The organism is Bradyrhizobium sp. AZCC 1588, from assembly GCF_036924735.1.
GTDB lineage: Bacteria > Pseudomonadota > Alphaproteobacteria > Rhizobiales > Xanthobacteraceae > Bradyrhizobium.
Map to the genome: position 1 here is coordinate 5,910,905 of NZ_JAZHSC010000001.1, position 24,694 is coordinate 5,935,598.

Consider the following 24,694-nt stretch of genomic DNA (forward strand, 5'->3'; position numbering starts at 1 on the left):
GGGCCGGAACGTGACACATGCTGGCGCATCCAGGGCAGAGCGCAGTCTTACTGCTAAACCCGAGCAGGCTCTTAGCCCTGGCCGAGACGACAGGGGGAAGCGACCACAAGATCAATTTGCGGCTTCTGGCGCTGGGCTGTCGGATGTTGGGCGTGTGCCCATTGAGCCTCGGCGATTGCGAGCCCGAGGTGCTATCCGCGATAGCGCCGGATGCCTTCCAAATCATCCCGATCGACGGGCTTCTCCTTTGGAACGATCAGAGCTTCGTGGAACGGCTTGCACGAAACGAACCTCGCTTCCTGGTGCTGGCAGGCGCCTGTCTTGAGGAGGAAGTTCTGCTTGCAGCGCTGGAGGCCGTCAGGCGTGGCTATGACGTACGGGTATTGGCGGATCTCTCTGTTGCCAGGCGCGAAGCAGAACGCAAGGCCGTCTTCGATCGCCTCGCGCTTCACGGAGTACTCGTTACAACCGTTCGACAGACATTGTTGGAGTGGGCCGTTTCGGTTGGCGATGCGTCGTTGATGCAGGAAATCCGTAAATTGCTGGAGTAGGGCGGCACTATCCGCCTGCACACGGACAATACTGCGGTCCGATTGATCCCAACGGTTAGACCAGGGCTCAAGGGCTTTCATTCATCGCCGGGGCGCCTCCCGCAAGCTGTCCGCTTGCGGGCCGGGCTCTCGTGAACCGAGCCCGAATTCCGGTCTCGGCCTTCGGCTTCGATCCCTGGCGCATGCACTCCGAACTTGGAGCCGTCCAGTTTCCGGTGCCGCTCAGTTTCCAGGGCACTTTGACCAACGACGTCTAGGCCGCTTCACACCGACAGCTCGACAATGTCGCAGCGGATCGGCTGCTTTTGCGGAGCCGGCCGCGGGGCGCGGCCGGCGCGTTTTGGAAGCCCCCGGAAGGCGGGGTGGGCGGCGCTCCCGCATAGCCCCGAACCGGCAGGCCGCAACCGCGCCTCGTCAGATCTCTCGATCGACGATTGTTTCCGTGGGCGCGGTCCTCCGCTGTCGCTCCGGCCGTTCCGGTGCGGCCTGCCTCTGCGTTCGGGGCTTTCCGGTCGCTCTTCGCCGCCCACCCCGCCTTTCGGGGGCAGGGCGCGGAAGAGGAGCGAAGGGTCGTCATGTCCAAACATCTCACGCAGAGCCAAGCGGCTAAGAAGCCAAGTAACGAGCCGAGTAAGAAGCCGAATAAAAAGCCGAATAAAAAGGTAAGTCTCTATGAGGAGATTACAGCCCACATCATCGCTGACCTTGAGGCAGGCATCTTCCCATGGGCCCGGCCCTGGGGAATGACGGGCGGCAGCCATCAGGACTTCGTGCTGCCGAGGAATGCCGCAACAGGGAAAGCCTATTCCGGAATCAACATCCTGATTCTGTGGGGGCGGCTGTTTGAGGGCAGCTTCACCTGCCAACGCTGGCTCACCTTTCGCCAAGCGGCATCCCTCGGCGGAACGGTGCGCAAGGGCGAGCATGGCGTTACCGTCTGTTACGCCGACCGCTTCATTCCCAAACGCGAACAGGCAGCCGCTGCCTCCATCGGTCAGGATGAGCAGGCAAGAGAAAAGGCGACAAGCGAAGAAGCGTCCATCCCATTCCTGCGCCGCTACACCGTCTTCAACGTTGATCAATGCGACAACCTGCCGGACCATTGCCGCGTGCCACAAAGGGACTTGCCCGAGCGTGAGATCGTGCCGGAAGCCGAGCGGCTCGCTACCGCAACGCTCGCCGATATCCGCATCGGTGGCGCGGAAGCCTACTACCGAGCATCCGACGATACCGTCCATATTCCACCGCAACCGGCCTTCTTCGAACAGATCAACTATTACCGGACGCTGTTTCATGAGCTCGGGCACTGGACCGGCCACCCCCGCCGCTTGAACCGCGACCTGACCGGCGCGTTCGGCTCGAAGCTCTACGCCAATGAGGAACTGGTCGCGGAATTGACGGCAGCCTTTGTCTGCGCGGCACTCTCGATCAAGCCCACCGTTCGCCATGCCGACTATCTCGGCTCATGGCTGAACGTGCTTCGCGACGATAGCCGCGCCATCTTCCACGCCGCCAGCAAAGCCAGCAAGGCCGCCGACTACCTGCTTGCGTTCGGTGGCGAAGCCGCAAGCCACTACACAGCCGCAACGGAAGCCGGGGGAGAGCCGTGACGGCTACCGGCCGACCAGATGACAGCGCTCGCCTTAAGCGATTGCCGAGGCGGGTACCACCCATGGCGGCGGGCCTCGTCTCGGATGCTGCTTGAGCTTCTCCAAACCTGAAGCCGCTTCGCCCCCGCCCAATCCAAATGCCTCGCGACACCGGCTCATCGCTGAGGATGAACGCAAGCCAACCGAGCCCCGCTCTGACACCGAAGGAAGCATAAGATGGAACTGCGCAACATCGCCCTCAGCGACCTCTGCATCGCAAAGGTCAACGTCCGCCACAGCCGGAAAGCCCCCGATGTCTCCGACATCCTGCCGTCGATCCGCGCCCGAGGCGTACTACAGCCTCTCTTGGTCCGGCCCCATGGCAACACTTTCGAGATCGTCGCAGGCAGGCGGCGCTATTTTGCCGCCAGCCGGATCGCCCAAGAGCAGGGAGTACCGGCTGACGAGGTGCTGCTGCCTTGCGCGATTGCAGCCGGCGATGATGACGCTGATGCGGTCGAAGCGTCCCTGATCGAGAACGTCGCACGCGCCCCGATGGACGATCTCGAAGAATATGAGGCGTTCGCAAAGCTCTTGAAGCAGGGCCGGAATGTCCCTGATATCGCGAAAACTTTTGGATTGACCGAGCGCTACGTCAAACAGCGCCTTGCGCTGGCGTCACTTCAGAGCGCCATAAAGGATGCCCATCGTAGCGGCGACATCGCGCCTGAGGACCTGCAACTGCTCGCCAGCGCCACACGGCGCCAGCAAAAGGATTGGGTCATAGCCTGTCAGGCCGAAAGCGATCCGGCACATGACAGGGCAGGCGCGCCAAGAGGGCGCAATCTGAAGCAGTGGCTGTTCGGGACCGAGCAGATCACAACGAGTGCTGCGCTGTTTCCGCTCGATCAGTACAAGGGCGACATTGCCACCGATCTCTTTGGCGACGTCAGTAATTTGCCGATGTGGATGCCTTCTGGACCTTGCAGAACGCGGCCCTGGCGCGCCTGAGGGATGAACTGGCTGCGAGCGGCTGGACGGTGACCGTGCTCGACAAGGGAACGCGCTTTCCGGCATGGCAGTATGACGAGGCCGCGTTGGATGAGGGCGGTGAAGCCTTCATTGAGGTTCGCGCCAATGGCGAGGTGGAAGCTCACCAGGGCTATCGGGCCTATGAAGATGCGCATAGTGCCGCCAAAGGCGACGACGGTGCAGGCGCTGACGGCGCGACGCGTGCAAAATCCGAACTCACCAAGGCCGCCGAGAACTATCTGGCCCTGCACCGGCACGCCATCGTCCGCGCTGAACTGCTGGCGCATCCGGTCGTAGCGCTTCGTCTTGCGGCGGCGCATATGATCGCAGGCTCGCCGCTCTGGAGCGTCAAACCCGATCCCCAACGCGCCGACAAGGAAGCGACAGCCAAGAGTGTCGCCGAGAGCCCCGCGCAGGCCGCTCTTCAGGCCGAGCGGGACGCGGTGCTGGACCTGCTGCAACTCGAAAAGAGCCACTACGGCACGCTCACACGCGGCAACGGCGATGCTTTTACAGGCGCGAGCCTGTTTGCCCGGCTGCTCGCCTTGCCAGACGAGGCGGTGCTTCGGGTCATTGCGCTTGCCATGGCAGAAACCCTTGCCGCCGGCTCGGCGCTGACGGAGGCGGCAGGCCTTGCCATCAAGCCCGAAGTGACCCGCTGGTGGAAGCTGGACGATACCTTCCTCGATCTCCTGCGCGACCGCGCCGCGATCAACGCGATGCTCTCTGAGCTCGCAGGCCAGGCGGTCGCAGAGGCCAACCTGTCCGAACCCAGCAAGGTGCAGAAGAAGATCATTCAGGACTGTTTGAGCGGGGAAGGAAGGGAGCGGATCGAGGCCTTCGTGCCGCGCTACATGGCGTTTCCGATTGGCAACTACGACCCTACCAAGACGCTCGAAATCGCCCGGATGAGCGAGGCTATTAACGCTTTGTTTACCTGAACTTAACTGTGACGATTCGGGCGCGAAGGCCTTGTTTCGCGCCCGGATTTTGCGCTGGCCGAGTCTCTCGGAGTCAATCGGCAAGCCGCAAATTTATCCGGGATCGATTCGAACGACTCACCCTATAGCTCGGTTCCAGGCGACGCACGCGCCGCATCATGGAGCCGACAATGGCGAGCCCATACAAGGTATATCCCGACCCATACCCGGTGTGCTTAAGGCGCATTTGCCTCGCTCAAGTCATCGTCAGCCTGTCGGCGCTGACATCCACCGCGGTGCTGTTGTCGAGGGTCCTGCCGGGCATCATCAGCGGGCTGAACTGAGAAGCTGTCCTCATCGCACGCCAAGACTCGCAGGCCCAAGACTCTCAGGTCCAAGACTCGCACCCCGAAGGCTCGCATGCCCAAGGCTCGCACGAAGGCTCGCGCATCCGTTGGTCCTCCCATTCGCCAAACAAAGGTCTTCGCTCAAATGAAAGCCGGACCGCGCAAGCGCCCGAGGGCGCTTACGGTCCGGCTTTGCCACTGGCGCTACCCATTCTCACCAAAGCATCGACTACACGCGAGCTTTACGCCGCGATCGATGAGCGCCCTGACGGGAATGAGCGATGAGGAGCGAAAGACCTACTTCTTTTTCTTCTTGGCTTTTTTCGCGGTAGTCTTCTGCGCCTTCTTCGCTTTCTTGGCCATGGGCCCTCCGTCAATCTTTAAGAGCTAATCAATCATGCAGACCGGAATCGGTATGCACGCAAGAAGTGTAACACCGAACTTGCAAGATTGACATCGCACTCAATTCCAACACGCCCGAGCTTTCGAGTCGTCGCGCTCGTCGTCCACAACGCCGCGCGTTGGGCACGAGCATGGCGCCCGCGAACTGCTCGTGAGGGCCGCTTGGCATTCCGCCAGCCCGTCGAGGTGGCAAATGCACCGATCTTCATGATCTCCGATCGCGCGATTGAGATTTACGATGAACTTGCGGAGGTCGCACTCGGGACCAGCGGTGACAGGCTCATGGGCTCCTTGGCTAGCGTTCTCGCCGCGGCGGACACGGTCCGCGCCCGATCGCGACGCCTTGGGTGAAGACCCGCCGGTCGGGTGAGTCTCGCGCCATTGTCCCGGTTCGGCACGACAGCGATGTCGGCGCGGATGGAGACTACCTTGAGCTGGCCTTCGTAACTGGTCGCTTCGTTTTGTGCCGCCCGATCGCCTTGCGCCTTTTCCTCTTATCCCTTCCAGCGGGTCCGATCTCCCTGCGCGTGGCGAAGAGACCTATGGGAAGCGCTCCGCCTGGCAAAACCTTCGCCGCCGGCTTTTTTCCCCGCCGGATCAAGAATCCGGCTCCTCGCGGCCGCTGCGCTTCAAAAAAGCCGTCGGCTCAGGTGCTCCGCATGCGCTCCGCCCCGCAAGCGGGTTCGAAGGCGTTTCGCTTCCCATGACGGTCTCGCCATCGCGAGGGGATCGGCTCCTCGCGAGCAACAGAAAGAGGACAAGACCATGACTGCGATCGGATACGTCACCAAGAACGACAACGGCAGCTACAAGGGCCAGCTCAAGACGGTCTCCATCCGGGCCGACATCGACATCCTGCCGAACGGAGACAAGAGCGCCGAGACCCATCCCGACTATCGGGTCTTCACCCAAGGCGTCGAGATCGGGGCGGGCTGGATCCGCCGCGGCGAGACCAGCGGCAAGGAGTATGTGAGCCTCTCGCTCGCAGCGCCCGAGTTCGGTCCCCGCAAGCTCTACGCCAATCTCGGCCGCGCCGCCGGCCAGGACGACGACAGCGTGTTCGCCCTGATCTGGAATCCGGCGGACTGATGCGACAAGCGGCCCCCGCGAGCACTTCGCGGGGGCCGTGCTCTTGCCCCATTTGGCCGGAACGATCCGCGCCCCTGAAAAAATCGAGGTGGGGCGAGCTTTGAATCATCTGTGGACTGCGCCGTGTGGCTGCATAGGCGCTCAGACGGCTCGCGATCACATGGCTTGCGATCGCACAGGCTTTGATGGCGGCGACTGGGCGTGGGAGTTCTTGCGCCGGAATGACGAATATGTCGCCGATTGGCGATGTTCGATTCCGCGCCAGCTGCCATGCCTTGCCTTGAACGACGGGACCAAGCTGTTGCGCCTGCCGCGCCGGTTTCCTCGTGCCGAAAAATGGGGGCTCTACGCCTTCGCCAACCCGATGCGTTGCGCCCACAAGGCTGCCGTGTTCTGGCATAGAGATGCCCTCAAACGCGTGGTCCGGGTCAAGGCCACAAAGCCGAGCGAACGCCCTGATGCGGTCGTCTGCAGGCTTGCTGACTTCCACGCTAATCGCCACGCGGTGATCGATGTCGACGGCATCCAGCGGGTCCTCGTAAAGGGCAGGGGCGTCTGCGTTCCCCTGGAAATCCACGGTCTCTCGATCCTGACCGCGCCGTTTACGCCCGTGTTCGAACTGCATGATCTTTCCGATCTCTCGGCGCAGACCGAACTCTTGAAATGCCTGCAGCGCTTTGCCGACCCGCGCTTTAGAGACGTTCAAAAGCAGCCACCCGCAACTGACGAACGCCTCCACCATGCGCTGATCGCGCTCGACGAAAGCCTCAAAGGCAAGACCTACCGGCAGATCGCGATCACGATCTTCGGCGAGAAGATGGTCGCTGAGGAATGGCTGGGGGCAAGCCAGTTCTTGAAGGACCGTACGCGGCGGCTGGTCGCCAAGGGGACCGAACTCATGAAGGGCGGCTATCGCGATCTCTTAAGGTGAGGAGATCTTTGCGCCAAACGCTCCCGAGCTGCTCCATCCTGGCACGTCAGCTGGACGAGACTTGCTCGCGCGGGATGGCGAACGAGCCCCTGCCATCTTCGCCACTCCTCAAACAGCTCCCAATCTGACGACGCTTCTTCTTGCACCTTCGAAGGGTGCGGGTAGCGGGAAGGAAACGTCGGATGACGACCAAGAGTGACAGGGAAGGGGAAAATCCGTTCCTCAATACGGTGGAAGCCGCCGCCTGGCTCCGCCTCACCAAGAACACCCTGGAAAAGATGCGGGTGCACGGCACGGGTCCCGCCTACCGCAAGCACGGACGCTACGTCCGTTACCACATCGAAGACCTCCTGGAATACTCGAGAGCCAGCAAGCGGAGGTCGACCTCCGATGCTTGCTAGATTTGGCCGCATCCGCGGCAAGGTCGCGATCCTTGCGACGATCTCGGCGGCAATGGTCTCGACGATCACAGCACTTTCGCCCCACGCGCCGCTCGTCATCTACAATGCCTCGGGCAGCGCCGCTTTTGGGTTCTATCGCCTGGAGGACCGCCTTCCCAAGGCCGGCGAGATGGCCGTCATCAAGCCGCCGCCGCCCATCGAATTGATGCTGGCCGCCCGAGAAATTCTCCCCTCGTCGGTGCCGCTCGTTAAGAGAATTGCGGCCACAGGCGGCGATGAAGTCTGCCGGTCGGATGATCCAAACGGGACCATCTCCATCAACGGGCACGTCATTGCGGAGACGTTTGAGAAGGACAGGGAGGGGCGGCCGCTGCCGGCATGGAAAGGCTGCATGAAGCTGATCGACGGTGAATTCTTCCTGCTGCAGCCGCATCCATATTCGTTCGACTCGCGGTATTTCGGGCCGGTGCTGCGGTGCGATATTGTGGGCGTCGCACGGGCAGTCTGGACGTGGAGTCCACCGGGCTAGAGGCAGGATTGATGTTAGCGGTCGGCGGCAAATGGCTCTGCCGCTCAGCGTAAGGACGTGGGCATCAAGCATCTTGGCGTCGGAATTAATAGAAAGAGATCGATCCTCTAATTAAATGAGAATCCCTCAAGCTCGATCATTGCGGCGTGCCTTCCAAGCGCTCCCCCAATTCTGATCGGCCTGAAAGGTCACGAACTGGATACTGCAAAGATTTCGGATACTAATAGTTCGCGCCATCAATATCGCTGTGAATCTGCGTTTCGCTCTCTTAGCTGACAACGCGAAGCAACGGAGCATTCCTGAGGATTGCCAGGCAAAGAACTCCTTCTTCGATCTACCTGTGATCATGCTATCGGAGAACGTTACCTCAATCACTTCACAAGAGCACCGCTCTAATCTGCAGGCAATCTCACCTCGATAAACATCCCAAACGAGAAGCTCCCCGGTCCACGCACCCGATTATATGGCGCGGCCTCCATTAGGCGAACACGCAAGTGCGGTTGGGATTTTGGACCGAAATGCCTGGGCTAGTTTGCGGTCCATCGTATGGGGCAGAAGCGGACACATCTGATTGCGTTGCTGGGCCCCACATGTGCCGTTAATTTCCATTCACTACTCTCGCTCTGCTCGCACCTTGACGGCCGTGACCCCACGTGCCCCAGCAAGGGCTATTACTCCTGACGAATCCAATGCAATCGATCGCCCCCAAACCCCGTAAGCAACTGAAATGACAGCAGTTACCGCCAGGCTCTCTGCATCAACAATGCTTATCGTCCCATCCCTTGCCGCAATGACGACGACGTCGGCCGCTGCAGCTCGGCCGCACGCCATGTCGACATACCAGAGACTGTCACTTTCATACGGCTCTCTTCTATTGGGCACCCTTTGGTCGATATGCTCCCTCAAGAAGTGCACCGGTTTCCGGCTCCCAAAACTGACATCGAAGGTCCATAGTTAGTGACATTAAAACCGGCCTGGATCGGATCATCCCACTGGTTAGCCGCATGACGTAACCTTTTGTTGCCATGATCGTGCGGCTACGGAGAGTCTCCCATTCCCAAAGCTTAATGGTCTTGTCCTGCCACCCCGCTGATGCCAGTGCAGTGCCATCTTTGCCTGCGACTATCTCTAGTGCCGAAATAGTTGACCGATATATCTTCGGATCTGCTTGATTTGCGGATTGCCAGGTATGGGCAGCCTCGATTGAGGCCAGCTGTGTCAGTGTGGGTGCCACGGCGTATGTTTCGATATTCCCCGTGTCCGTTCCAATGGCGAGGACAGCTCGCCCATCCACCACGCCCAGGGCTGTGCTCATCACAACATCCGGTCGATCACGGTCGGCCAAAATTGTTGTTCTTCCATTGTGAGAGATGAACACTCCACCGTCGAAACGACACGCAAGGATTAATTGGCCCTCATGCTCAATCGAGTCTATGGAGCGGATGGCTCCAGGGGCACACCACTCGTTACCGGAAATTTTCTGTCCAGACCCTGGATCTCGAAGGTAGATTGATCCATCATCATGTCCGCACGCAAAAAAGCTGCCACCCCAAGTAACGTTGCCAATTGCGCTTACGCGGTTCTTTCGGCCGCTTGGTCGAGATCCTGAACGAGTGATCTCTCTTTCATTGATCACGTGCAGATTGCGGCCTGCACATCCGAGCAATAGCCCTGATCCATTGTGACCTTGTACTCGAGCAATGGGGTAAATCGCACCGCGATTGATGGAAACTTCGGCGAGTTTCCGTCCTGCCGGCAGAGAATAAGCTGCGATACCACTGACAGTAGCTGAGTAGAGTACCCGTTCGGCTCCAAGTACGCCGGTCGCTATCGAAGGCAGATGATTTGGCTTCGCGTGCTCTGCAATGCGCAATACGGGCTCAAACGTGTCGCCCGCCAAAACGGTGATTGTTCTACCCAGTGTGGCGCACACTACGTACCGTCTTCCGTTTACTTCTATCACTTCTATCTGTCGAATATCTGAGTCGTCGATCTTCGCCTTGTTGATTGATTTTCCAATCTCGAGGTCCCAAACGCGGACTACTCCGTCACCATGACCAGAAAGAACGAAGGTTTGGTGCGCGACATCATAGGGCGCAAGGCAGTGCGTTTCACGAACAGATTCCATACCTAGTGGCCCGGTCAACTGTGTGAATTTTTCCCCGGTCCGGAGATCGTTTACGTAGATGGCATCTCTTGAGCATGACACTACAATCGGTCTGCCCTGAAGAGATGTGATAGCTACGCCTCTAACACTCCAATGGTATCCATTTGTTTCCCAGAGCCGCTGCATCGTGCCGACATCCCAGCATTCGATCATGCCTTCAATGTCGCCGATTACGATCAAAGATTCTCGCGATTGCGAATATGAGGCAAGGGCGGAAATTCGGAATAATCTTCTGTCGGGCACCGAACCAATCTTGGCCCCTGTCAGGAGATCAGACAGAATGACACCACCGCGAATGTCGCCTGTTGCGACGTAGGTTTGATTGCCCAGGTAACCACCCGTAAGCGCGGAAACGGCCTCGGGTTGACCCCCAATCGAATAGTGCGGAAGGGTGAGATCGCAATCGGCCCAAACTGCCCGCCACGGCGTTGGCGCCCTCGGGCATATGATGGCTGCCTCCCCGACGTCAGCAACACCATTTTGCATTAGAGACATCTCAAGATACGAACGTCGCTCTCCAATTGGGCTACCTCTCAAGAGATGAGCAACGTGACCATACGCAAGAACTAAATCGCGAGCGCGTTGGCTCTGTGCATAGGGTAGCGATGTCATCACTGAATCGGGCTCCGCAACGATAAGAAACTCAAAGTTCCCGATCAGCGCATCAACCTCATTCCCATGGCCGGACTCGACTGCGTGAGGGAGCAGAAAGGCGGCCCCATAGGCGTCGCAGTCGGCCCAGTGGCTTGAAAACCTCCGTTTATACGCGCGTACCACGCGTCTGTGCCACTCCTGCGCCGAGACTGCGACGTCCGAATTACCTCCAGTGGCGGGGGCGGTCAGAAATTCGCGCAGCGACGGATGGAAGAACTCGAAGCCTGTCGGGGTCGCGTCGAGGTAGGGTACAAAGTAGCTCAGCACGCGTTCAGCTGCGCTCGGCCAAACCCGTATGGCTCCAAGGAAGCTCAACTGCTCCAGCGAGAGCGGAGCGCGTGCGATCGAAAGCACGCCAACGAAGCGCTGTCCAACACCTTCCCAAGGGGCAACGAATTCATCGTCTACTCCCGTTGGTTCTGCAACTTCCAGCCGGCCAATCCTTTCCACCTGCCGCCGAATCCGTCGTAAGAATGTGGCGTAAAGCGAGCCGAGGCCCTCCGGGAGCGCCTCGAATCGTAGCAGTTCGCTGAGTGTGGCGTCATCGCCAGATGAGAGCGCGGCCCGAAGCGCTCGCGCGTAGGCGGTCAGGTATGCGAAATTTCCATTGGCGGATTGACCGAGCGCATTTGCCGCCGCCTTGATCCCGAGGGGAAGGAATGCATTGGGAATCTCGATTGTCTCGAAGAGACGGACTGCGAAGTTCCGCGCATCGCGCAACACCTCTGGCGAGCTGGTGTCGAGAGTTATCTTCCGCACCGCCTTGCGTCGCGTCTCACAGAAGGATCGCAACCGCTCGGTCGGCCGCGACGATATCACGATCCGGACGTTTGCGGGCAGCTCCTCACTGTCCTCAAGCCAATCGATGATTGTCTCTTCGCTGCGCGATCCGCTCAACTCGTCCAGCGCATCAACAAGAATTACGATCCTCTCGGTAGGCTTCAAGCGTGCCAAAGCGAGGGCGGGATCCAATAGTGCGAGATACCCAAGAGTTTCTGGTTCAAGAAGCCTCGGCTCGGTGGTGGCATGCAAAACATCGAGAGCTACTGAATCTCCGCCAAGGCGTCCGATATCCTGCTGAACATGTATGGCGGTCCGACGGAAAGGTGATGCACGTAGGTTCTTGATCCGCACACCGGCAACGGTCGCGTCCTCGGCCGCCTCGTCGATCCGTTGTTTCACCACGATCTCCAAGAGGTCTTGGTCAAACAGCTCAGGTCGCCGGTCGACAAGTTGATGGCCAATCCGCAGGAGCCAGGCCGACGCCGATCCTCCGCTTGTCGGGGTTAGACTGTCTGCCCGAATGAAGTACCGGAGCCATGTAGGATTGGCGTTCGCAAGTGCAGCCATGAAGGCCGTCTTGCCGACCCCAGGCTCGCCGACAAGCAGGACATATCGCGTCTCAGGCTCTGTAAGGTTAGCCTCGACCGCTTGCCGCAACCACGGTCGGGCGACGCTCAGTGTTTCCGAGACGTATCTAGCGACGAGTTCCTCGTAGAAAAGGCTTTCGCGTGGGCGGCTCAGGTCGCTAGCCGCCAGATCCTGCGCGCGCCCAGCCGTCACGACAAGCACCAACACATAGGTCGGCTATCGGCCCACGCGGTCCGCGCTGAAACCGGTGATGTTCTTGCCGTCCTTGATGTTTTGCTCCACCCGAAAGGAGCCTGAGATGAGCTGGCCGATCCGTGCACCGGTCACTCCTTCACCGAACTCGATCTTTTGCACGATTTGCACGGTGGGCCCAAAGCCTTCCAAGAGCTGCCGAACGTCTTCGGCCAACGCCTTGTCTTGCTCAAGCGCCGATGCAAGCATTTGCCCCAGCAACTTCCCATTCCGCTCCGGCGCCTCCTTGATGGCGGCTGCGGCTGCGGACGCTACCGGATCGGAAGACCACCAACTCGCCAGGCGGTCGCACAGCCTCTTGGCGGCCTCGTAGGCGTCCTTTCCCGCAGCTTTGGCAAACTCCTCTGCGCTTTTCACGAGGTACGGCGATATCAGACTGATGGCTGTAGATGCCAAGAGCTCCATGAAAGCCTCACTAGTCCCGTTCGAATGACAGGCGGAATTCCGAGCAAGTTCTAGGCACGAAGGTGGCCATAGTTATGAAGGATAGCCCTTCATCTGAAGGCGTGCAAATGCGGTCTTCGGGTGGCTCAGCTGACTTCGTCCTGATTTGTGCCATTCGAGCTACCATGATTTCCGGATTGACCTTGACCCATAGCCTGGCGGGAGCTGTGTAGCATCAACGATGACGTCAGACCCGGGCGGAAGAGGAGGATCCGCCCGTCCTACTTTCGCGCGCTATCCTGTTTTGGGACCGGACACTGCCCTTCATTTCCAGGTGCTGTTGCCGCTTCGAAAAGTCCCGGCGCAACAGCCGAACCGTTGAACATGACAGCAAGCTGCTTGGCCATTCCAAAACTTTCGTCGCCGTCCTTCTTCTCCTTCCGCCGCTCGTTGATCTTGCGCACGATGTTCCACTCGTCGTGAGAACCAAAGCTGAAGGCGACGGACGCCCGAAGGCCGTAATAGTTGCGGAAATCGGTCCTGTTCACGGAAGCAAGGCCAGGGTCGGTCTTTCGTAGGCCATCGTAGTACTGTTCCAGCTTCTCAAGGTCACCGCGCCCGTCCAAGGAGAAGAACTCGGCAAAGTCCGCCGGACCCGCAAAGTAGACAAAATCGAAATCGCGCCCGAGACCGTCGCTGCCTTCAAGAACGCGGGTCCACATCAACATATAGTCGGCTCCCGAGGCCGAACGAGGCAGCGAGAACTCGCTGGCCGCGGTGTTCAACAGCCACAACGAGCGGACCCCAAAACGTTCCTCGACGCGCTCCTTGGTTCGGAAGGCCACCTTGGCATTGACACCGAAATAGCTGCCCGCAACCGTCGAGATCGGAATGCTGAGATAGCCGATCGCTTTACCTTGCGCGCGCTGAGCTGCGATCCGCGCGCGAATCTCATCGACACGTGTGGAAATGACCGTTTTCAGGTCATCATGCACGCAGTAACAGAATGAGTTCTGAGAACATTCCGTGCTCTCCGCCAGCGCCTCCGTGCCAGTGAGCGCCAGCAGCGCGAACAAGGGAGCGAACCGAACAAGATGTGTCAGCTTCATCTCGATCCCCCAAAGTGAAGGCTGATCATGGACAGGACGCCGTAGGCTTCAAGGCGTCCTTCAACATCCGTGCGAGCCTTAGTCCGGCAACGGCGAGCTGACGGTCCACGATGGGAAGCGCCTTGTTGTAGTAGTTCATCTCAAGAATGGCGCCGTCGGGGAGGTCATAAGCCACGTCGCGTGCAAATTTGTGGGATTCAAGTGCCCAATCGACCGATGTGCCGCCGTCCAATCCCGAGAGGTCCCGCCCGGGCAGCCATTTGGTTTCAATGCGGGTGACATAGGCGCCCCAGGCATAAACGGTGCGCAAGATGATTTCACTGTCCCAGACCGCGTGCAGCTTCGCGCTCTTCCCGAAGAAAGTCACGACAACGTCGTTGCCGCCGTGGTCGCCGTTCCGCTCGGCTGCATGCAGCGGCTGGTGGATATCGCCCACGAAATGAACAAGGAACTTGAGTGCGGCGGCGCGTTCGGCTGGTGCTTTTGCGCAATCAGCCAGGATTGTGCGCTGCCGCTCGATGGCGTTGATGATGCAGTCCCCATACCTAGAATCCATCCTGCAATCGATTTGAGGATCGTAGGTGCCTCGCTCGAAGGGGATGTTCACAAAGTGCCAGTTACGGCTTTCGTCGTGCTCGGCGCGATAATCGTCCGCCCAACTTGCAATAGATCCAAGCGAGACCTGACCGTCTTGAAGGTCGGACGGAATCTCGGTTTTCAGGAGGACACGTACCTTGTCAGATGTTGCTTGGTCGAGGCGGCGTGCCGCGACTTCGGCGACGATCGAATGGCCTTCCTGGCCCCACGCCAGCGCGGCGTCGGCCTGAACCAGGAGTGCGGCTGCAATGAAATAAAGCAGTCTCATGTGAATCCTCAGGAGTGGTGCATCAGGGCGCCGCGACATTGACCGGGGTCGGAGCGCCTTCTTTGTCGCCATCGAACACGATCAGGACGCGTAGCTTGGAGCCGCGTTTTTCCAGAGGCAGAAGAGCTTCCGGCTTTCTAGAACGACTGAAGGATAGTTCAGACAGTAGCTTGACGTTTTCGCTATCGCCATCCCAGGAATAGACGGCGTAGCTACCCGGGCCATCTGCGACCGGTCCCGCAAGAATTAGGATCAATTCGCCAAAGCTTGCAAGGTCACGAACGCCGCGTCCCTCGCCAAGGGAAAGACGGAAAAGTCGGTGAGCGGTCCCCGTACCCCCGAACAACATGTCGATGTCGACAGCGACCACAACGGCACGATTGCCATCCAGCACGGGCCCACGGAGTCCCGCAAACAGGCGATCGTCCTTGATCGCAATTCCCTCGACCGTCAAGCCGTTCTCTTCAAGCCGCTGGTCCACAACGGGCGCGAGGTCCCGGTCCGACGCGAAGACCTCCTTGAGCCTCGCCGATCGCTCGATGTCAATTGCCTTGTCGCCGGCTGGTCGAAAGCGGACGATCTGGCTGCTTGCGAAAATGCGCGCCCTGATCTTCTCGTCATCCCTTTTGGGATCGAGCTCGTACTGCTTGTCGCGGGGGTGGCCGTGTGAGCCGATCACGTAGTAACGCCCCTTGGCAAAGGCGACGCCTTCGCCGTCAAGCTCGAGCGGTTCTCCCTTGAACGTGTTGTCGGTGAGCTTCACCGGCCTTCCAGCAACGAGCTCGCCATCCTTTACCCTCACGAACTGGGCGTCTTGCAGATTGTCATCGATCACAAGGCAGGAGCGGGGAAAATCACGGTCGGTCTTGCAGGCAATGCCGCTCACGTCCTTTGACTTTTTGCCCTGCTTGCCCAGAAGCTTGCGCTTGACCGGCCAGCTCTCCTGCTCCTTTGCCACACACGACGTCGTACCGAAGACCGACCCGGCAAGGAAAAGGGCTGCCGCCATCAAGGGCGCAGCTATCAAAGAGCGCGTCACGGCAATCCTCAGGTCAGCATATGTAATGGTTGTATTTTTCTAGGATACATCGAATACTGGTTTTCACAACCATTAGTTTTTAAATGCATTTAGGATCTGGATGATGATTACGTTGACTGCGCCTGACGGCACCACTGTCAGCATCGACCCCAACCGTGTTGTTCGTGCGCGTCGGACTACTTCCGGCGAAAAGGGAGATGAAGGCGGCAACCCTCAAACACGAGTGGATTGGGACATCATGCAACTCGTCTTGGAGCCCATTGACCGAGTGGCGTCCCTCGTGAAAGCGGGCCTCTCCTCGTTCACCAGCCCAACCACCATGGACGGCTCAAAGATCTGGTTTGATGCGCTTAACGCGGTAGGGCCGCTGCCAATAACCCCTGGGCAAAGACAGAGTGGGGCAAAATCGTCAATCAAGATCATGGGTTACCGTCAATACGTCACGGAGACGCCGGCCGAGGTTCGACGGGTAATTCGCGACGCGGGTGGTAGCCCGGTCTGAATTCTTCGCCAAAGATCGCGGTCCGCAGCAGTGGCCCCTTGAACTATCCGGATGTCGAATGCCGAGCGCCCGTCGCCACTACCAGCGCCTCTCACGAGAGTCCTTGGCACCTCACAAGCGATCGGTAGAAAGCCTCTTTGGGAGCGATGATGATGGCAGCAGAAATGGACAATGATACTGACTTTGATGCGGCCTTGCGAGAGCGGGCATCGGAAGCGGCCAAGCGCTGGCGCGAGCGAACGGAAATTCGAAACCAGAAGTCCAAAGCAGTAGAAGAGGGGTATGCACTCGCGGCAGATACGCCCCCACGGCTGGCGCTCCGACTAAACAGGCTTATCGAAGAAGTGCGCAAGACGACAGGCGAGGGCCGGTCTCCCGATAACCCCATTCTGCAGGAACTAATCAAGCGGCCAACGCCACTAGCGGCGGAAGACATCAGCGAACAACTCGTGCAAGAGGTCGTCCTCGGCGTTCGTAATTTCCTATCTGTCGAGTTCTTGGCGCGCGGCATTCAGGCAAGCCGTCGCGTGGGCCGGATTCTGATCGACACGGGTCGGGGCCTGCGAGCTCGCGGGACGGGCTTTCTGATCGGGCGCGGCATCGTTCTGACAAATGAGCATGTGCTTCGTTCGCAGGAGCAGGCCGCAGCCAGCTTCATTCAGATGGACTATGAACAGAATCGCTATGCGCCTAATCCCCAACCGCAGCTATTTGCGTTCGAGCCGGATCGGCTGTTTCTGAATGATCGCAGCCTTGACTTCGCGATCGTAGCCGCTGCCGCGAAGAGCAATCAGGGCGCGGCGATCGAGCAATATGGCTGGTTTACTCTCAACGATGCCCAGGGAAAGATCGCCGTCAACCCGGATGACTTCGTCAACATCGTCCAGCATCCTCTCGGCCGCGAGAAAGAGGTCGTGGTTCGGGATAACAAGCTGCTCGATCTTGCAACCAGCAGCCAGGAAGCCAATTCCCTTGGTCCGTTTCTGCATTACGAGGCCGATACCGAGAAGGGTTCGTCGGGCTCCCCAGTCCTCAATGACCAGTGGGAAGTCGTCGCTCTTCATCACACGGGCGTGCCGGTCGAGGACGCCGACGGACGCTGGCTGGATAAGGAAGGCCATGTTTGGGACGAACGTGCCCAGTCTCCTTCCGAAATTGCCTGGCGCGCCAACGAAGGTATCCGCGTCTCGTCGCTGGTGGCAGCGCTTAGCCAGTTGCAGCTACCGCCGCAGCAGAAGGCGCTACTAGAACCCGTACTGGCCAAGACACCGCCGCCGGCAGCCACCGACGTTGGCAGAGAGGTAATCGAACCCCACGAGGTTGCCGAGCCGACCAGCCGCCGACTTCCGGCTCGGCTTCAAGAAGGGCGAGCCACGATTATTGACCAGCAGGCTATCGCACCAATGGCTGAACTCGAGGTGCCGCTTCGAATATCAGTCTCGATTGGCGAGCCGCGCCGCCCGGCTGGACGTTTGGAGGCGCCGCAGGCGCCTATCCGAAGCCCAGGTCTGCGGGCCGAAATCCTCGAGGAGAGGCTTGAGCCGGAAGAATATGCCGACCGCGATGGCTATGACCGGCGGTTTCTCGGCACCACTGTCCCGCTTCCTGTCATGAAAACGCGTCCGCGCTTCGGACACGCCTTGCGAATACCACGGCCGGCGCGCCCACGGGATACGTTCGAGCTTCGCTATCATCGCTTCAGCATCATCATGAACGAAGAGCGCCGGCTTGCCTACTTCTCGGCCTGCAACGTGAATTTCAACGCGCCGGAAACGGTTGGGCGTGACGAAGGCAACAAGTCGTGGCGCCGTGATCCGCGCATCGATCCCGAGCATCAGCTCGGGGCGCCATACTACGACGACAACGACTACGATAAGGGTCACCTTACCCGCCGTGACGATGCCGCATGGGGGAGTAACAAGGATGACGCCCTGGCGGCGAACTGGGATACGTTCCACTACACCAATGCCGCTCCGCAACACTATCTGCTCAATCAATCGACCGAATTCACGGGCGCAGCCCTTGATCTGTGGGGAGACCTGGAGAATTTCATATCGGAGCAAGGCGGCCAACAGAGGCGCCTGTCCATCTTCAATGGTCCGATTTTTGGCCATCGAGACAAGAAGTTGGACGACGCCCTCATACCCTGGGCGTTCTTCAAGATCGTAATCTGGCGCGACCGGAACGAGCCACCTGGCGCAATCGGCTTCGTTCTCAGCCAGCGTGACCTGATCGAGAATTTGCGAGAGGAGGCCATCGATCCGGGGCGGTTCTCGATAAGACAGAAGCGCGTCAGCCAGATCGAACGCGATCTCGACATCAGCTTCGGCCCGGTCACCGATTGGGATCAAATGCCGCAGCGCGACGCACGGGAGAGCCTGGACGACGAAGGAATTGAGATCACAAGTGTGTCGGACGTCGTGATCCGTTCGACCGAGCCTAGTTCGACGGGTCATCCAGCAGCCGTCGCGCCTGCTACCCGTCGCGAGGGCCTCGCTGAGACGTTCACCGTTCCCAGTCAAAGCGCTACTTCGATTTCAAGTGAGGAAATCATCAAAACAGGCTTTGCGCAGCTGGAAGAGCTTGCCAGGGAAGAGTACCACCAGAGCCTGGAAGAAATCATTGCGGAAAAGGACAAGGAAAAGGCAGCTCGCCGTGTGGGAAGGCTCGTTGGTGTGCTGCTCAAGGAGCCGTTTGCGGTATCTTCAGAACTGAAAACGAGGTCTCGCCGCACATCGGCATACCGTGAGTGGCAGCTCAAACCGCCGCAGGAGTTCAAATCGGCTGGCGAGATGAACCCGGAAGCGAGGAAACGGCTCGAATGGCTGGTCGATCAGTTATCGGAGCGTGGAATGACCATGTCGGATCCCTATCAGCTCGCGCTCGAGGCGCAGCATGAGAGCGGGTTCTTCGCATTGCTGATGAAGGTCTTGCGAGACTACATCTGCGGCGATCGCGAGATCCGCAAGATGGTCGATGACGCCTTCAAGAAAGTCAGCAAGCTCGGTAAAGCGCCCACGCCGGAAACCGTCGTGGGCGCCGGGGGCCTGACACTCGGGGCGTATCTCGTTCAACTAGTGCCGGCCTTGGGTATGCTCGGCGCCCCCATCATAGCTGCGCTCATTCTCATCCTTTATCTCCTTGGCTGCAGGGTGTTCTGCGAGTGGTCCGGCCAGCTAAGAACGAATGAAGACGAGCGCTGATCTAGCGTGACAGCGGCAAACGGTAGACGTGGCTAGAGAGGTTTGGATGTCTCAAGACCAGCCAAGTTGGTAGCTCTGGATGGGATGCACCAAACCGGAAGGGATGCATGAGCCTCGCGGACGGGGAGGGTTTCCCGAAGCAACCGCACCCTTAATTCGTTAGGCTCACGTTGCTCCGGACCGGTCTTGCGATTGCGATATTCTGGATGTACCGCTCCGCTTTGGAACCGGAGTCAAAGGTGCATGCCGAGAAGGCGTATGGAGCCTGAATGAATGACAACTCTACGGCTTGTCGCTCATTCTCGTTTCTTGGGCACCATTTCCGGGCCAGCGCTAGCTACCGTACCGCGCGATGGACTCCCGCAGCTGTGCGAGGAGGTAAGTCGAGGTTGGGTCGTCTTCAGCTTGCGACAATATGATCTCCCCTTCGTCGAGTATGTCGCGCAGGGTGACTGGGCCGGCAGCGCGACTGACGATGAGCGCATCGAGCCATAGCACTGGATCGCGCTCACGGCGCGCGAGCGCCGCCAAGATTTGCGCCTGGCTGTTTGCACTCGCGCTCTGCGAATGGAGAAACCCGCGCGCCACTGTTGTTCCTTGCAGTTCGGCGACCTCAAGGACTTGTTCCTGAAGACCCTCATCCGGGCCGCTCGCCGAGTGCAACTGCACATGCCCCTTGAGATATGCTGTTCGCGGGGTCGCCAAGGCCAAGCTCGTTTGCTCGGACGGAACAATGACGAAACTACAGACGGTCTCAGCTATGTCAGTCGCGCGCTCGGTTTCATCGGCCAGAAGCAATGTTGCCGCGATCCAGCTCTCGATTCGCCACTGCTCGACGAAAAATCCCGTGGGCACACCCTTCGCCTTCTTTGCGGGAGCGCGCGCGAAGATGGCGGCTTCCGGCATCATCGTGCTTTTGGACGGAAGATGAATGTTAACGCCGTGCTCGACAATTAGCTTGCCACGAAGCCTATGAACCTGATCGACAACGCGCTTGAGCGCTTCGGAATTCCCTGCTACCCGGGCGGTTTCGGCGACATGGAACAGGGCACGTGCCTCCTCTTCGGGATCGTCGCTAATAGTGGCGCTTATTTCGAGCGCCTTCTCGAAATCTCCCCGTCGGGCTAATGCCCAAGCGAAACGCTTAGCAGCGTCCTCAGGTCCGGGGTGCGCAAAGGCCCCTGCAGCGTGCAACGCGTCGAACTCGGGCACAAGATTGGCTTCGACGAGTGCGAGTGCCAAATTGCCTGGCTTAACGAAACCAGAAAGCTCAACGGCGCGAAGATATTCAACGTCACCCGAAACAGCAGCGGTTTGCAGGGCCAAATTATTTCCGAACGGCCGTGACGCCCTGAGAATTATCGCGAATGCGCACGAGGCCGTCAGCATCAGCAAGCTCGCGCAGGCACATGGCAGCCCAAAACAACCAGTGAGGAAGAATAAACTTTGTGTCTAGTCGCCCGGTTTGCGGTCCCCACACTTTTGCGGCGGCTTCTCTCGTCATTATCCCGGTCGGCAATTGGTCGCTTGCCTCACCCTTTACGAAAGCCTCCGCCAACTCACCAAGTGTGAGATGCACCGCGTCACGTATGCGCCGTTCCGGCTCGGCCTGGCCGATGGCACGGGCCGCGCGCAGCACCCAATAAAACGCTAGGCTCTGGAACCCGCCGTGAATGCACCGCGCGGCCTGCTCGGCGGCGCGTACGCAGGCGTGCGAGCGCCCGTATTGACCGGCTTTGGCGTAGCGTGCCGCCAGAAAGGAGAAGGCTTGGCAACGATCAAGTGGAAACTGGATGGCCTCTGCCATCAATTCAGCGCGGGTGAGTTGGCCAACTCCGGCCAAAACATCAATGACAATCGGAGGCGCTGTCGTCACGAAGCCGACGTGTATCATGCAGGCGCGAATGATTGTCTGCAGGTCGGGCGGCTGGGCTCGCCGAGCAATGTCTATTGCGAGATCGAGGTCAGAAAGGATCAGGGTGGGATCTTCAAAGCGCTCACGCTTCGCTTTCGCCCAGGCCGTTGATGACGCAAGCTCGGATAGTTCGCGGGCTCTTGCCGCGCGCCAGAGGTGCTTAGGGTAGTAGGCTAGCACATAGGAACTCGCGGCGTTCCAATCCGGACCTGGCATGCAACTCACCAATGCAGTTGCCACGTCTGCTTCGCACTGAGGGTTGGTGTCGCCGCGCAGGTATGTGGCGAACTCTTCGTGATAGAGGCGGCGTACCGGCGTCTGGAACTCACTGTCAGCCACGATGTAGAAGCCGGCATCGTTAATCCAGCGATCGATATCAGCCGCGGTAGTATCCCCGTCCGATAACGCTCTTGCGATGGCAATCCATTCTGGTGCGGGAAGGCCACGGCCTTCACCACAAGCAAGCGCCGTGAGTATTTGCCGAAGCTGCTTACCGGCGGTGCCCGTGAAGCGCGTTAAATCAAGCTCGAAGGCCTCGCCAACGCTTGCGGGCATCTTGAGCTTCGCTGGGTCGACGATCGTCGCTCGAGCGGCGAGCGCATGAGCCGTTGCACTAGCGACGAGGAACGACGTGCCGGCGCGTAACGCAATCGCGTCGGCAAGGGTAGACAGGGGATCCGGTTCCATATCGGCATAAGTTGAGTCGGGCGTCGCGCGCAGATAGCGCTCAACATAGCGGACCATATCGTTGGGTTCGCGCCATTGCGCGCCATCAAGGTCGATTGGATCAAAACGCCGGCCTAGCCGTTCCGTGAGCTGGCCCGATCGCTCACCACTCTCGCGGAGTCCAACAATCAAGACCAGATTGATGGCCCCCTGGAGCAATGAACGCAGAAAGAGCGCAACGTCATTCGGGTTGATGGCCTCGTCGAGAGCATCGATGAGGAGGACTGTGCGTTCCGGGCGGGCAGCCAGGGCGTTCGCGGTAGCGACTTCCGCATCGGTGCCTGAGAGCTCCAGATTCAGCGCGGTTCCGATCTCGAGCGCGATCCTTGCGGGATCCTTGGCCCGCGCGTGAATGGCCGCGTCGATGACGTTAAGAGGCGGTATTTCGTCTTCGGAGATGTCGTCCAGCGCACCAGCCTTCAGCGCTGCTTCGCGTTGATCAGGGTCGGCAAGCGTCGCAAGCCGGGCAAGGACGGCGGATTTGCCAGAGCCCGGCCGGCCCTTCACAATGAGACCGCCGACACCGGCAGTCGTCCACCGTATCAAGTGGCGCATCGCGTTTCCCCGGCCCGTAAAGAACCAGCCGGGATCACGTTCGGTCGACACACCGCGCGCGCGGGGATCCCAATGAGCGCGGAGCGCATGGGCTTGAATGCTGTAGAGCACGCGGCGCCTTTCCTCCCGCCCCATATTGAGCCTGAGGGTTGGAACCCAACCGGGATTGGGCAAGAAACGTAACGCAGTCTCACCGGCGCCTGAGTAACTGGCGCGCTGTCCGCCCCTTTGGCTCAGCAGCTGATTCACCCGTTCAATTGCCGTGCTTAGCTGGACGAATTCTTCGCCGGCTCCTGCAGCTCGCCCGTTTGTGATGACGTCGCTCAGCGCTTGCATGAAATGACCAACGACGGCCGTTTCAACCGAACGGGTCGTTGTGATCAGATGAAAATCGGCTCCTCGGGCACGGCCGCCAGCAGCTTCGCGCAGGCGCGTGGCTTGTCCCATGGCATCGAATTGCGCCGTGGCGGAGTAGCAAGTGTCGAGCACGAGCAGCACGTGGCCCGGCATTTTATCACCGCCAAGCAACGCTGATACCAGCGTCTGCGCGGTCGGTGCGGCTTCAACCATGTTCGTGGGAACGTCTCGCGTTATAAGGTGAAGCGCGCCACCCCTCTCAACCCCATGGCCGGTGTAATAGACGAGGATCCAGTCATCTGGACCCGGGCTAATATTCGCGCGCCAGACGGCAACTTCTTTCGATAAAGTAGAGTCAGGATCGTGGATTTCTGCAAAGGTCTTCGATTGATAGCTTAGGAACTGAAGACACAGGCGTTTTGCGGCCGCCATTTCGGTTCGCACGCCCTGACCGATATCATCCCAGCCAGCCAAATAGGTAGCTGTCCCGATCACAAGGGCATGCCGACGGGCAGACTCAGGCGCCTCGGTAATCAGTGGCATGTTGGCACTCGATCAATCCGTGTCGCCTCGCTGGCACGGGTGTTACTTTCCAGCAAGGCCTTCAAGAATCGCACGTCCAGTCTGCTTCGCCGTGAGATAAGGCAACACATTATGCATCGTGGCGCCGTTGTGAACGATCTGGTCCAGCAACCGGTCGCCATACACCGGCCGAAGCTCTTTGCGCAACGCGACGAGATCGGCCTGATCGGCAATGTTCACCCAATTCTTCAGGCCGTCCGGCCATTGTGCGGTGCCAGGGCCAACCGGGGGCGCAAGGCGCGGCAAGAGCGCGGGGATGCCCAATGGTGACCCGAGCGTAATCAATGTGCGCACGGGCAAGTCAGGCCGTGCACAAAGTGTTTCGTAGGCCACCACAGTTCCAAGGGAGTGAGAGACGACGACGCGCGTATCGGCGCCGATGCGTTCGATCAACGACTGTTGCGCGTCTTGGCGGATTTTCGGTTCTGTGACGTAGCGCCGGACCTGCTTGAGAAACCATATCACGACACGCTGCGACACATTGCCAAAAAACGGCGTCTTGGCGATCGCTTGCAGGAGGTGCGCAACAGTCCGCTCTCCAGCCTTTGTCGGCTCATCGCTTCCTGGCTCGGATTGGCTACGGATGACAGCGTACATTTCTTCCGCCAGAGCGATCTCCAGAGGATCGTCCAGATCGCCAGGCTTGTAAGCGGGTATTTGCGCGGCGTCCTTGGAGCCTGGCACCCGGAACAGAATGCCGTAGAACGCCATATCCACGTCAGCGGGATCAAGATTTCCGCCCGCGTTCGAAACCCCTCCGCAGAGAGAAGGAGCCCATTCAGCGAGAAGGGACTCGCGCGACTTGAGTTGCTGCGCGATGCCGTGAATGCAGACGACTTGGCTCACGAAGTTTCTCCTGCGCCTATGTCTTTGTCTCTGACACGCGCCCAGGTGACAGCATCTGATCCGCGCTTCGCAAGACGATCTGACGTGTCCTTTCTTAGCGCATCTTTACTCGCCAAAGTAGCGGAGAAAACGAAAATATCGGGGTTCTTGAACCAACTCCGCTATCTTGCGGCAACCCTCTTTAGGCCTAGCCAAATGGCCGGTCTCGAGGGTCGAGCAGATCCTTCATGCTCAGATTGTTCGAAAGCACGCGCGGAAAAAAGCGAAGGAGATGGTGCAACGATCCGGTCGGATTTGGTCCCGCGGCAACGATGGTCAACCTTCAATCCATCCTTAATCAGCATTCCGATACCTAAGATGGGCCAATAACCCACGA

General features: G+C 59.3%; 20 protein-coding genes. 12 read left to right on the forward strand and 8 right to left on the reverse strand.

Features of this window, described 5'->3' with window-relative positions:
- The first annotated feature begins 17 nt into the window (after positions 1–17).
- The 10 genes from V1277_RS27435 (at position 18) to V1277_RS27480 (ending at position 7,791) form a co-directional block, all read left to right on the forward strand.
- On the forward strand, positions 18–551 hold the full coding sequence (locus V1277_RS27435; protein ID WP_334418993.1) for an isochorismatase family protein: 534 nt from the start codon (positions 18–20) through the stop codon (positions 549–551).
- A 131-nt stretch (positions 552–682) separates the two neighbouring features.
- The gene (locus V1277_RS27440) at positions 683–808 is read left to right on the forward strand and encodes a hypothetical protein (RefSeq protein WP_334418994.1); all 126 of its coding nucleotides are present in this window, start codon (positions 683–685) and stop codon (positions 806–808) included.
- A 177-nt stretch (positions 809–985) separates the two neighbouring features.
- A complete protein-coding gene (locus V1277_RS27445) occupies positions 986–2,161 on the forward strand; it encodes an ArdC family protein (protein WP_334418995.1) in 1,176 nt (391 codons plus the stop codon).
- Positions 2,162–2,377: 216 nt separating this feature from the next.
- Positions 2,378–3,151 (forward strand): ParB/RepB/Spo0J family partition protein, encoded by a 774-nt coding sequence (locus V1277_RS27450; RefSeq protein ID WP_334418996.1) that lies wholly within the window; start codon positions 2,378–2,380, stop codon positions 3,149–3,151.
- Positions 3,124–4,113 carry a hypothetical protein gene (locus V1277_RS27455; protein ID WP_334418997.1) on the forward strand — a complete coding sequence of 330 codons (990 nt, stop codon included), beginning with the start codon at positions 3,124–3,126 and terminating at the stop codon, positions 4,111–4,113. The genes V1277_RS27450 and V1277_RS27455 overlap by 28 nt, the downstream gene beginning before the upstream one ends.
- Before the next feature lie 170 nt (positions 4,114–4,283).
- Positions 4,284–4,436 carry a hypothetical protein gene (locus tag V1277_RS27460; RefSeq protein WP_334418998.1) on the forward strand — a complete coding sequence of 51 codons (153 nt, stop codon included), beginning with the start codon at positions 4,284–4,286 and terminating at the stop codon, positions 4,434–4,436.
- 1,170 nt (positions 4,437–5,606) lie between these two features.
- On the forward strand, positions 5,607–5,930 hold the full coding sequence (locus tag V1277_RS27465; protein ID WP_334418999.1) for a DUF736 domain-containing protein: 324 nt from the start codon (positions 5,607–5,609) through the stop codon (positions 5,928–5,930).
- Positions 5,931–6,090: 160 nt separating this feature from the next.
- Positions 6,091–6,861 carry a DUF2285 domain-containing protein gene (locus tag V1277_RS27470; RefSeq protein ID WP_334419000.1) on the forward strand — a complete coding sequence of 257 codons (771 nt, stop codon included), beginning with the start codon at positions 6,091–6,093 and terminating at the stop codon, positions 6,859–6,861.
- A gap of 182 nt (positions 6,862–7,043) precedes the next feature.
- Positions 7,044–7,262, forward strand: a complete 219-nt coding sequence (locus V1277_RS27475) for a helix-turn-helix domain-containing protein (RefSeq protein ID WP_334419001.1) — start codon at positions 7,044–7,046, stop codon at positions 7,260–7,262.
- A 52-nt stretch (positions 7,263–7,314) separates the two neighbouring features.
- Positions 7,315–7,791 carry a S26 family signal peptidase gene (locus V1277_RS27480; RefSeq protein ID WP_334419002.1) on the forward strand — a complete coding sequence of 159 codons (477 nt, stop codon included), beginning with the start codon at positions 7,315–7,317 and terminating at the stop codon, positions 7,789–7,791.
- Between the two features lie 871 nt (positions 7,792–8,662).
- On the opposite strand, the gene V1277_RS27485 is transcribed toward V1277_RS27480, so the two are convergent.
- The 5 genes from V1277_RS27485 to V1277_RS27505 form a co-directional block, all read right to left on the reverse strand.
- Complete coding sequence (locus tag V1277_RS27485) at positions 8,663–12,175, reverse strand: hypothetical protein (RefSeq protein WP_334419003.1); 3,513 nt, start codon at positions 12,173–12,175, stop codon at positions 8,663–8,665.
- 24 nt (positions 12,176–12,199) lie between these two features.
- Positions 12,200–12,640, reverse strand: a complete 441-nt coding sequence (locus tag V1277_RS27490) for a hypothetical protein (RefSeq protein ID WP_334419004.1) — start codon at positions 12,638–12,640, stop codon at positions 12,200–12,202.
- Positions 12,641–12,900: 260 nt separating this feature from the next.
- On the reverse strand, positions 12,901–13,695 hold the full coding sequence (locus V1277_RS27495; RefSeq protein WP_334419005.1) for a hypothetical protein: 795 nt from the start codon (positions 13,693–13,695) through the stop codon (positions 12,901–12,903).
- A 58-nt stretch (positions 13,696–13,753) separates the two neighbouring features.
- Complete coding sequence (locus V1277_RS27500) at positions 13,754–14,593, reverse strand: S1/P1 nuclease (protein WP_334419006.1); 840 nt, start codon at positions 14,591–14,593, stop codon at positions 13,754–13,756.
- Between the two features lie 22 nt (positions 14,594–14,615).
- On the reverse strand, positions 14,616–15,602 hold the full coding sequence (locus V1277_RS27505) for a DUF3616 domain-containing protein (RefSeq protein WP_334419007.1): 987 nt from the start codon (positions 15,600–15,602) through the stop codon (positions 14,616–14,618).
- A gap of 133 nt (positions 15,603–15,735) precedes the next feature.
- Between V1277_RS27505 and V1277_RS27510 the strand changes: the two genes are divergently transcribed.
- Together V1277_RS27510 and V1277_RS27515 are read left to right on the forward strand one after the other, a co-directional pair.
- A complete protein-coding gene (locus V1277_RS27510) occupies positions 15,736–16,134 on the forward strand; it encodes a hypothetical protein (protein WP_334419008.1) in 399 nt (132 codons plus the stop codon).
- Positions 16,135–16,283: 149 nt separating this feature from the next.
- Positions 16,284–19,337, forward strand: coding sequence for a DNA/RNA non-specific endonuclease (locus V1277_RS27515; protein WP_334419009.1), 3,054 nt, complete (start codon positions 16,284–16,286; stop codon positions 19,335–19,337).
- 333 nt (positions 19,338–19,670) lie between these two features.
- Here V1277_RS27515 and V1277_RS27520 read toward each other — a convergent pair whose 3' ends face one another.
- The 3 genes from V1277_RS27520 to V1277_RS27530 are packed head-to-tail and all read right to left on the reverse strand — an operon-like array spanning position 19,671 to position 24,318.
- A complete protein-coding gene (locus tag V1277_RS27520; RefSeq protein WP_334420551.1) occupies positions 19,671–20,726 on the reverse strand; it encodes a hypothetical protein in 1,056 nt (351 codons plus the stop codon).
- Positions 20,665–23,433 (reverse strand): caspase family protein, encoded by a 2,769-nt coding sequence (locus tag V1277_RS27525; RefSeq protein ID WP_334419010.1) that lies wholly within the window; start codon positions 23,431–23,433, stop codon positions 20,665–20,667. Before V1277_RS27525 ends, V1277_RS27520 begins: the two co-directional genes overlap by 62 nt.
- 42 nt (positions 23,434–23,475) lie before the next feature.
- Entirely contained in the window at positions 23,476–24,318 is an 843-nt protein-coding gene (locus V1277_RS27530; RefSeq protein WP_334419011.1) for a hypothetical protein, read from the reverse strand.
- Positions 24,319–24,694: the final 376 nt, after the last annotated feature.

Coding starts and splice junctions, on each gene's coding strand:
- V1277_RS27435 (WP_334418993.1), top strand. CDS start 18: ATGCTGGCGCATCCAGGGCAGAGCGCAGTCTTACTGCTAAACCCGAGC.
- V1277_RS27450 (WP_334418996.1), top strand. CDS start 2,378: ATGGAACTGCGCAACATCGCCCTCAGCGACCTCTGCATCGCAAAGGTC.
- V1277_RS27460 (WP_334418998.1), top strand. CDS start 4,284: ATGGCGAGCCCATACAAGGTATATCCCGACCCATACCCGGTGTGCTTA.
- V1277_RS27465 (WP_334418999.1), top strand. CDS start 5,607: ATGACTGCGATCGGATACGTCACCAAGAACGACAACGGCAGCTACAAG.
- V1277_RS27470 (WP_334419000.1), top strand. CDS start 6,091: ATGGCTTGCGATCGCACAGGCTTTGATGGCGGCGACTGGGCGTGGGAG.
- V1277_RS27475 (WP_334419001.1), top strand. CDS start 7,044: ATGACGACCAAGAGTGACAGGGAAGGGGAAAATCCGTTCCTCAATACG.
- V1277_RS27480 (WP_334419002.1), top strand. CDS start 7,315: ATGGTCTCGACGATCACAGCACTTTCGCCCCACGCGCCGCTCGTCATC.
- V1277_RS27490 (WP_334419004.1), bottom strand. CDS start 12,640: ATGGAGCTCTTGGCATCTACAGCCATCAGTCTGATATCGCCGTACCTC.
- V1277_RS27500 (WP_334419006.1), bottom strand. CDS start 14,593: ATGAGACTGCTTTATTTCATTGCAGCCGCACTCCTGGTTCAGGCCGAC.
- V1277_RS27505 (WP_334419007.1), bottom strand. CDS start 15,602: ATGGCGGCAGCCCTTTTCCTTGCCGGGTCGGTCTTCGGTACGACGTCG.
- V1277_RS27510 (WP_334419008.1), top strand. CDS start 15,736: ATGATTACGTTGACTGCGCCTGACGGCACCACTGTCAGCATCGACCCC.
- V1277_RS27515 (WP_334419009.1), top strand. CDS start 16,284: ATGATGGCAGCAGAAATGGACAATGATACTGACTTTGATGCGGCCTTG.
- V1277_RS27520 (WP_334420551.1), bottom strand. CDS start 20,726: ATGCTGACGGCCTCGTGCGCATTCGCGATAATTCTCAGGGCGTCACGG.
- V1277_RS27525 (WP_334419010.1), bottom strand. CDS start 23,433: ATGCCACTGATTACCGAGGCGCCTGAGTCTGCCCGTCGGCATGCCCTT.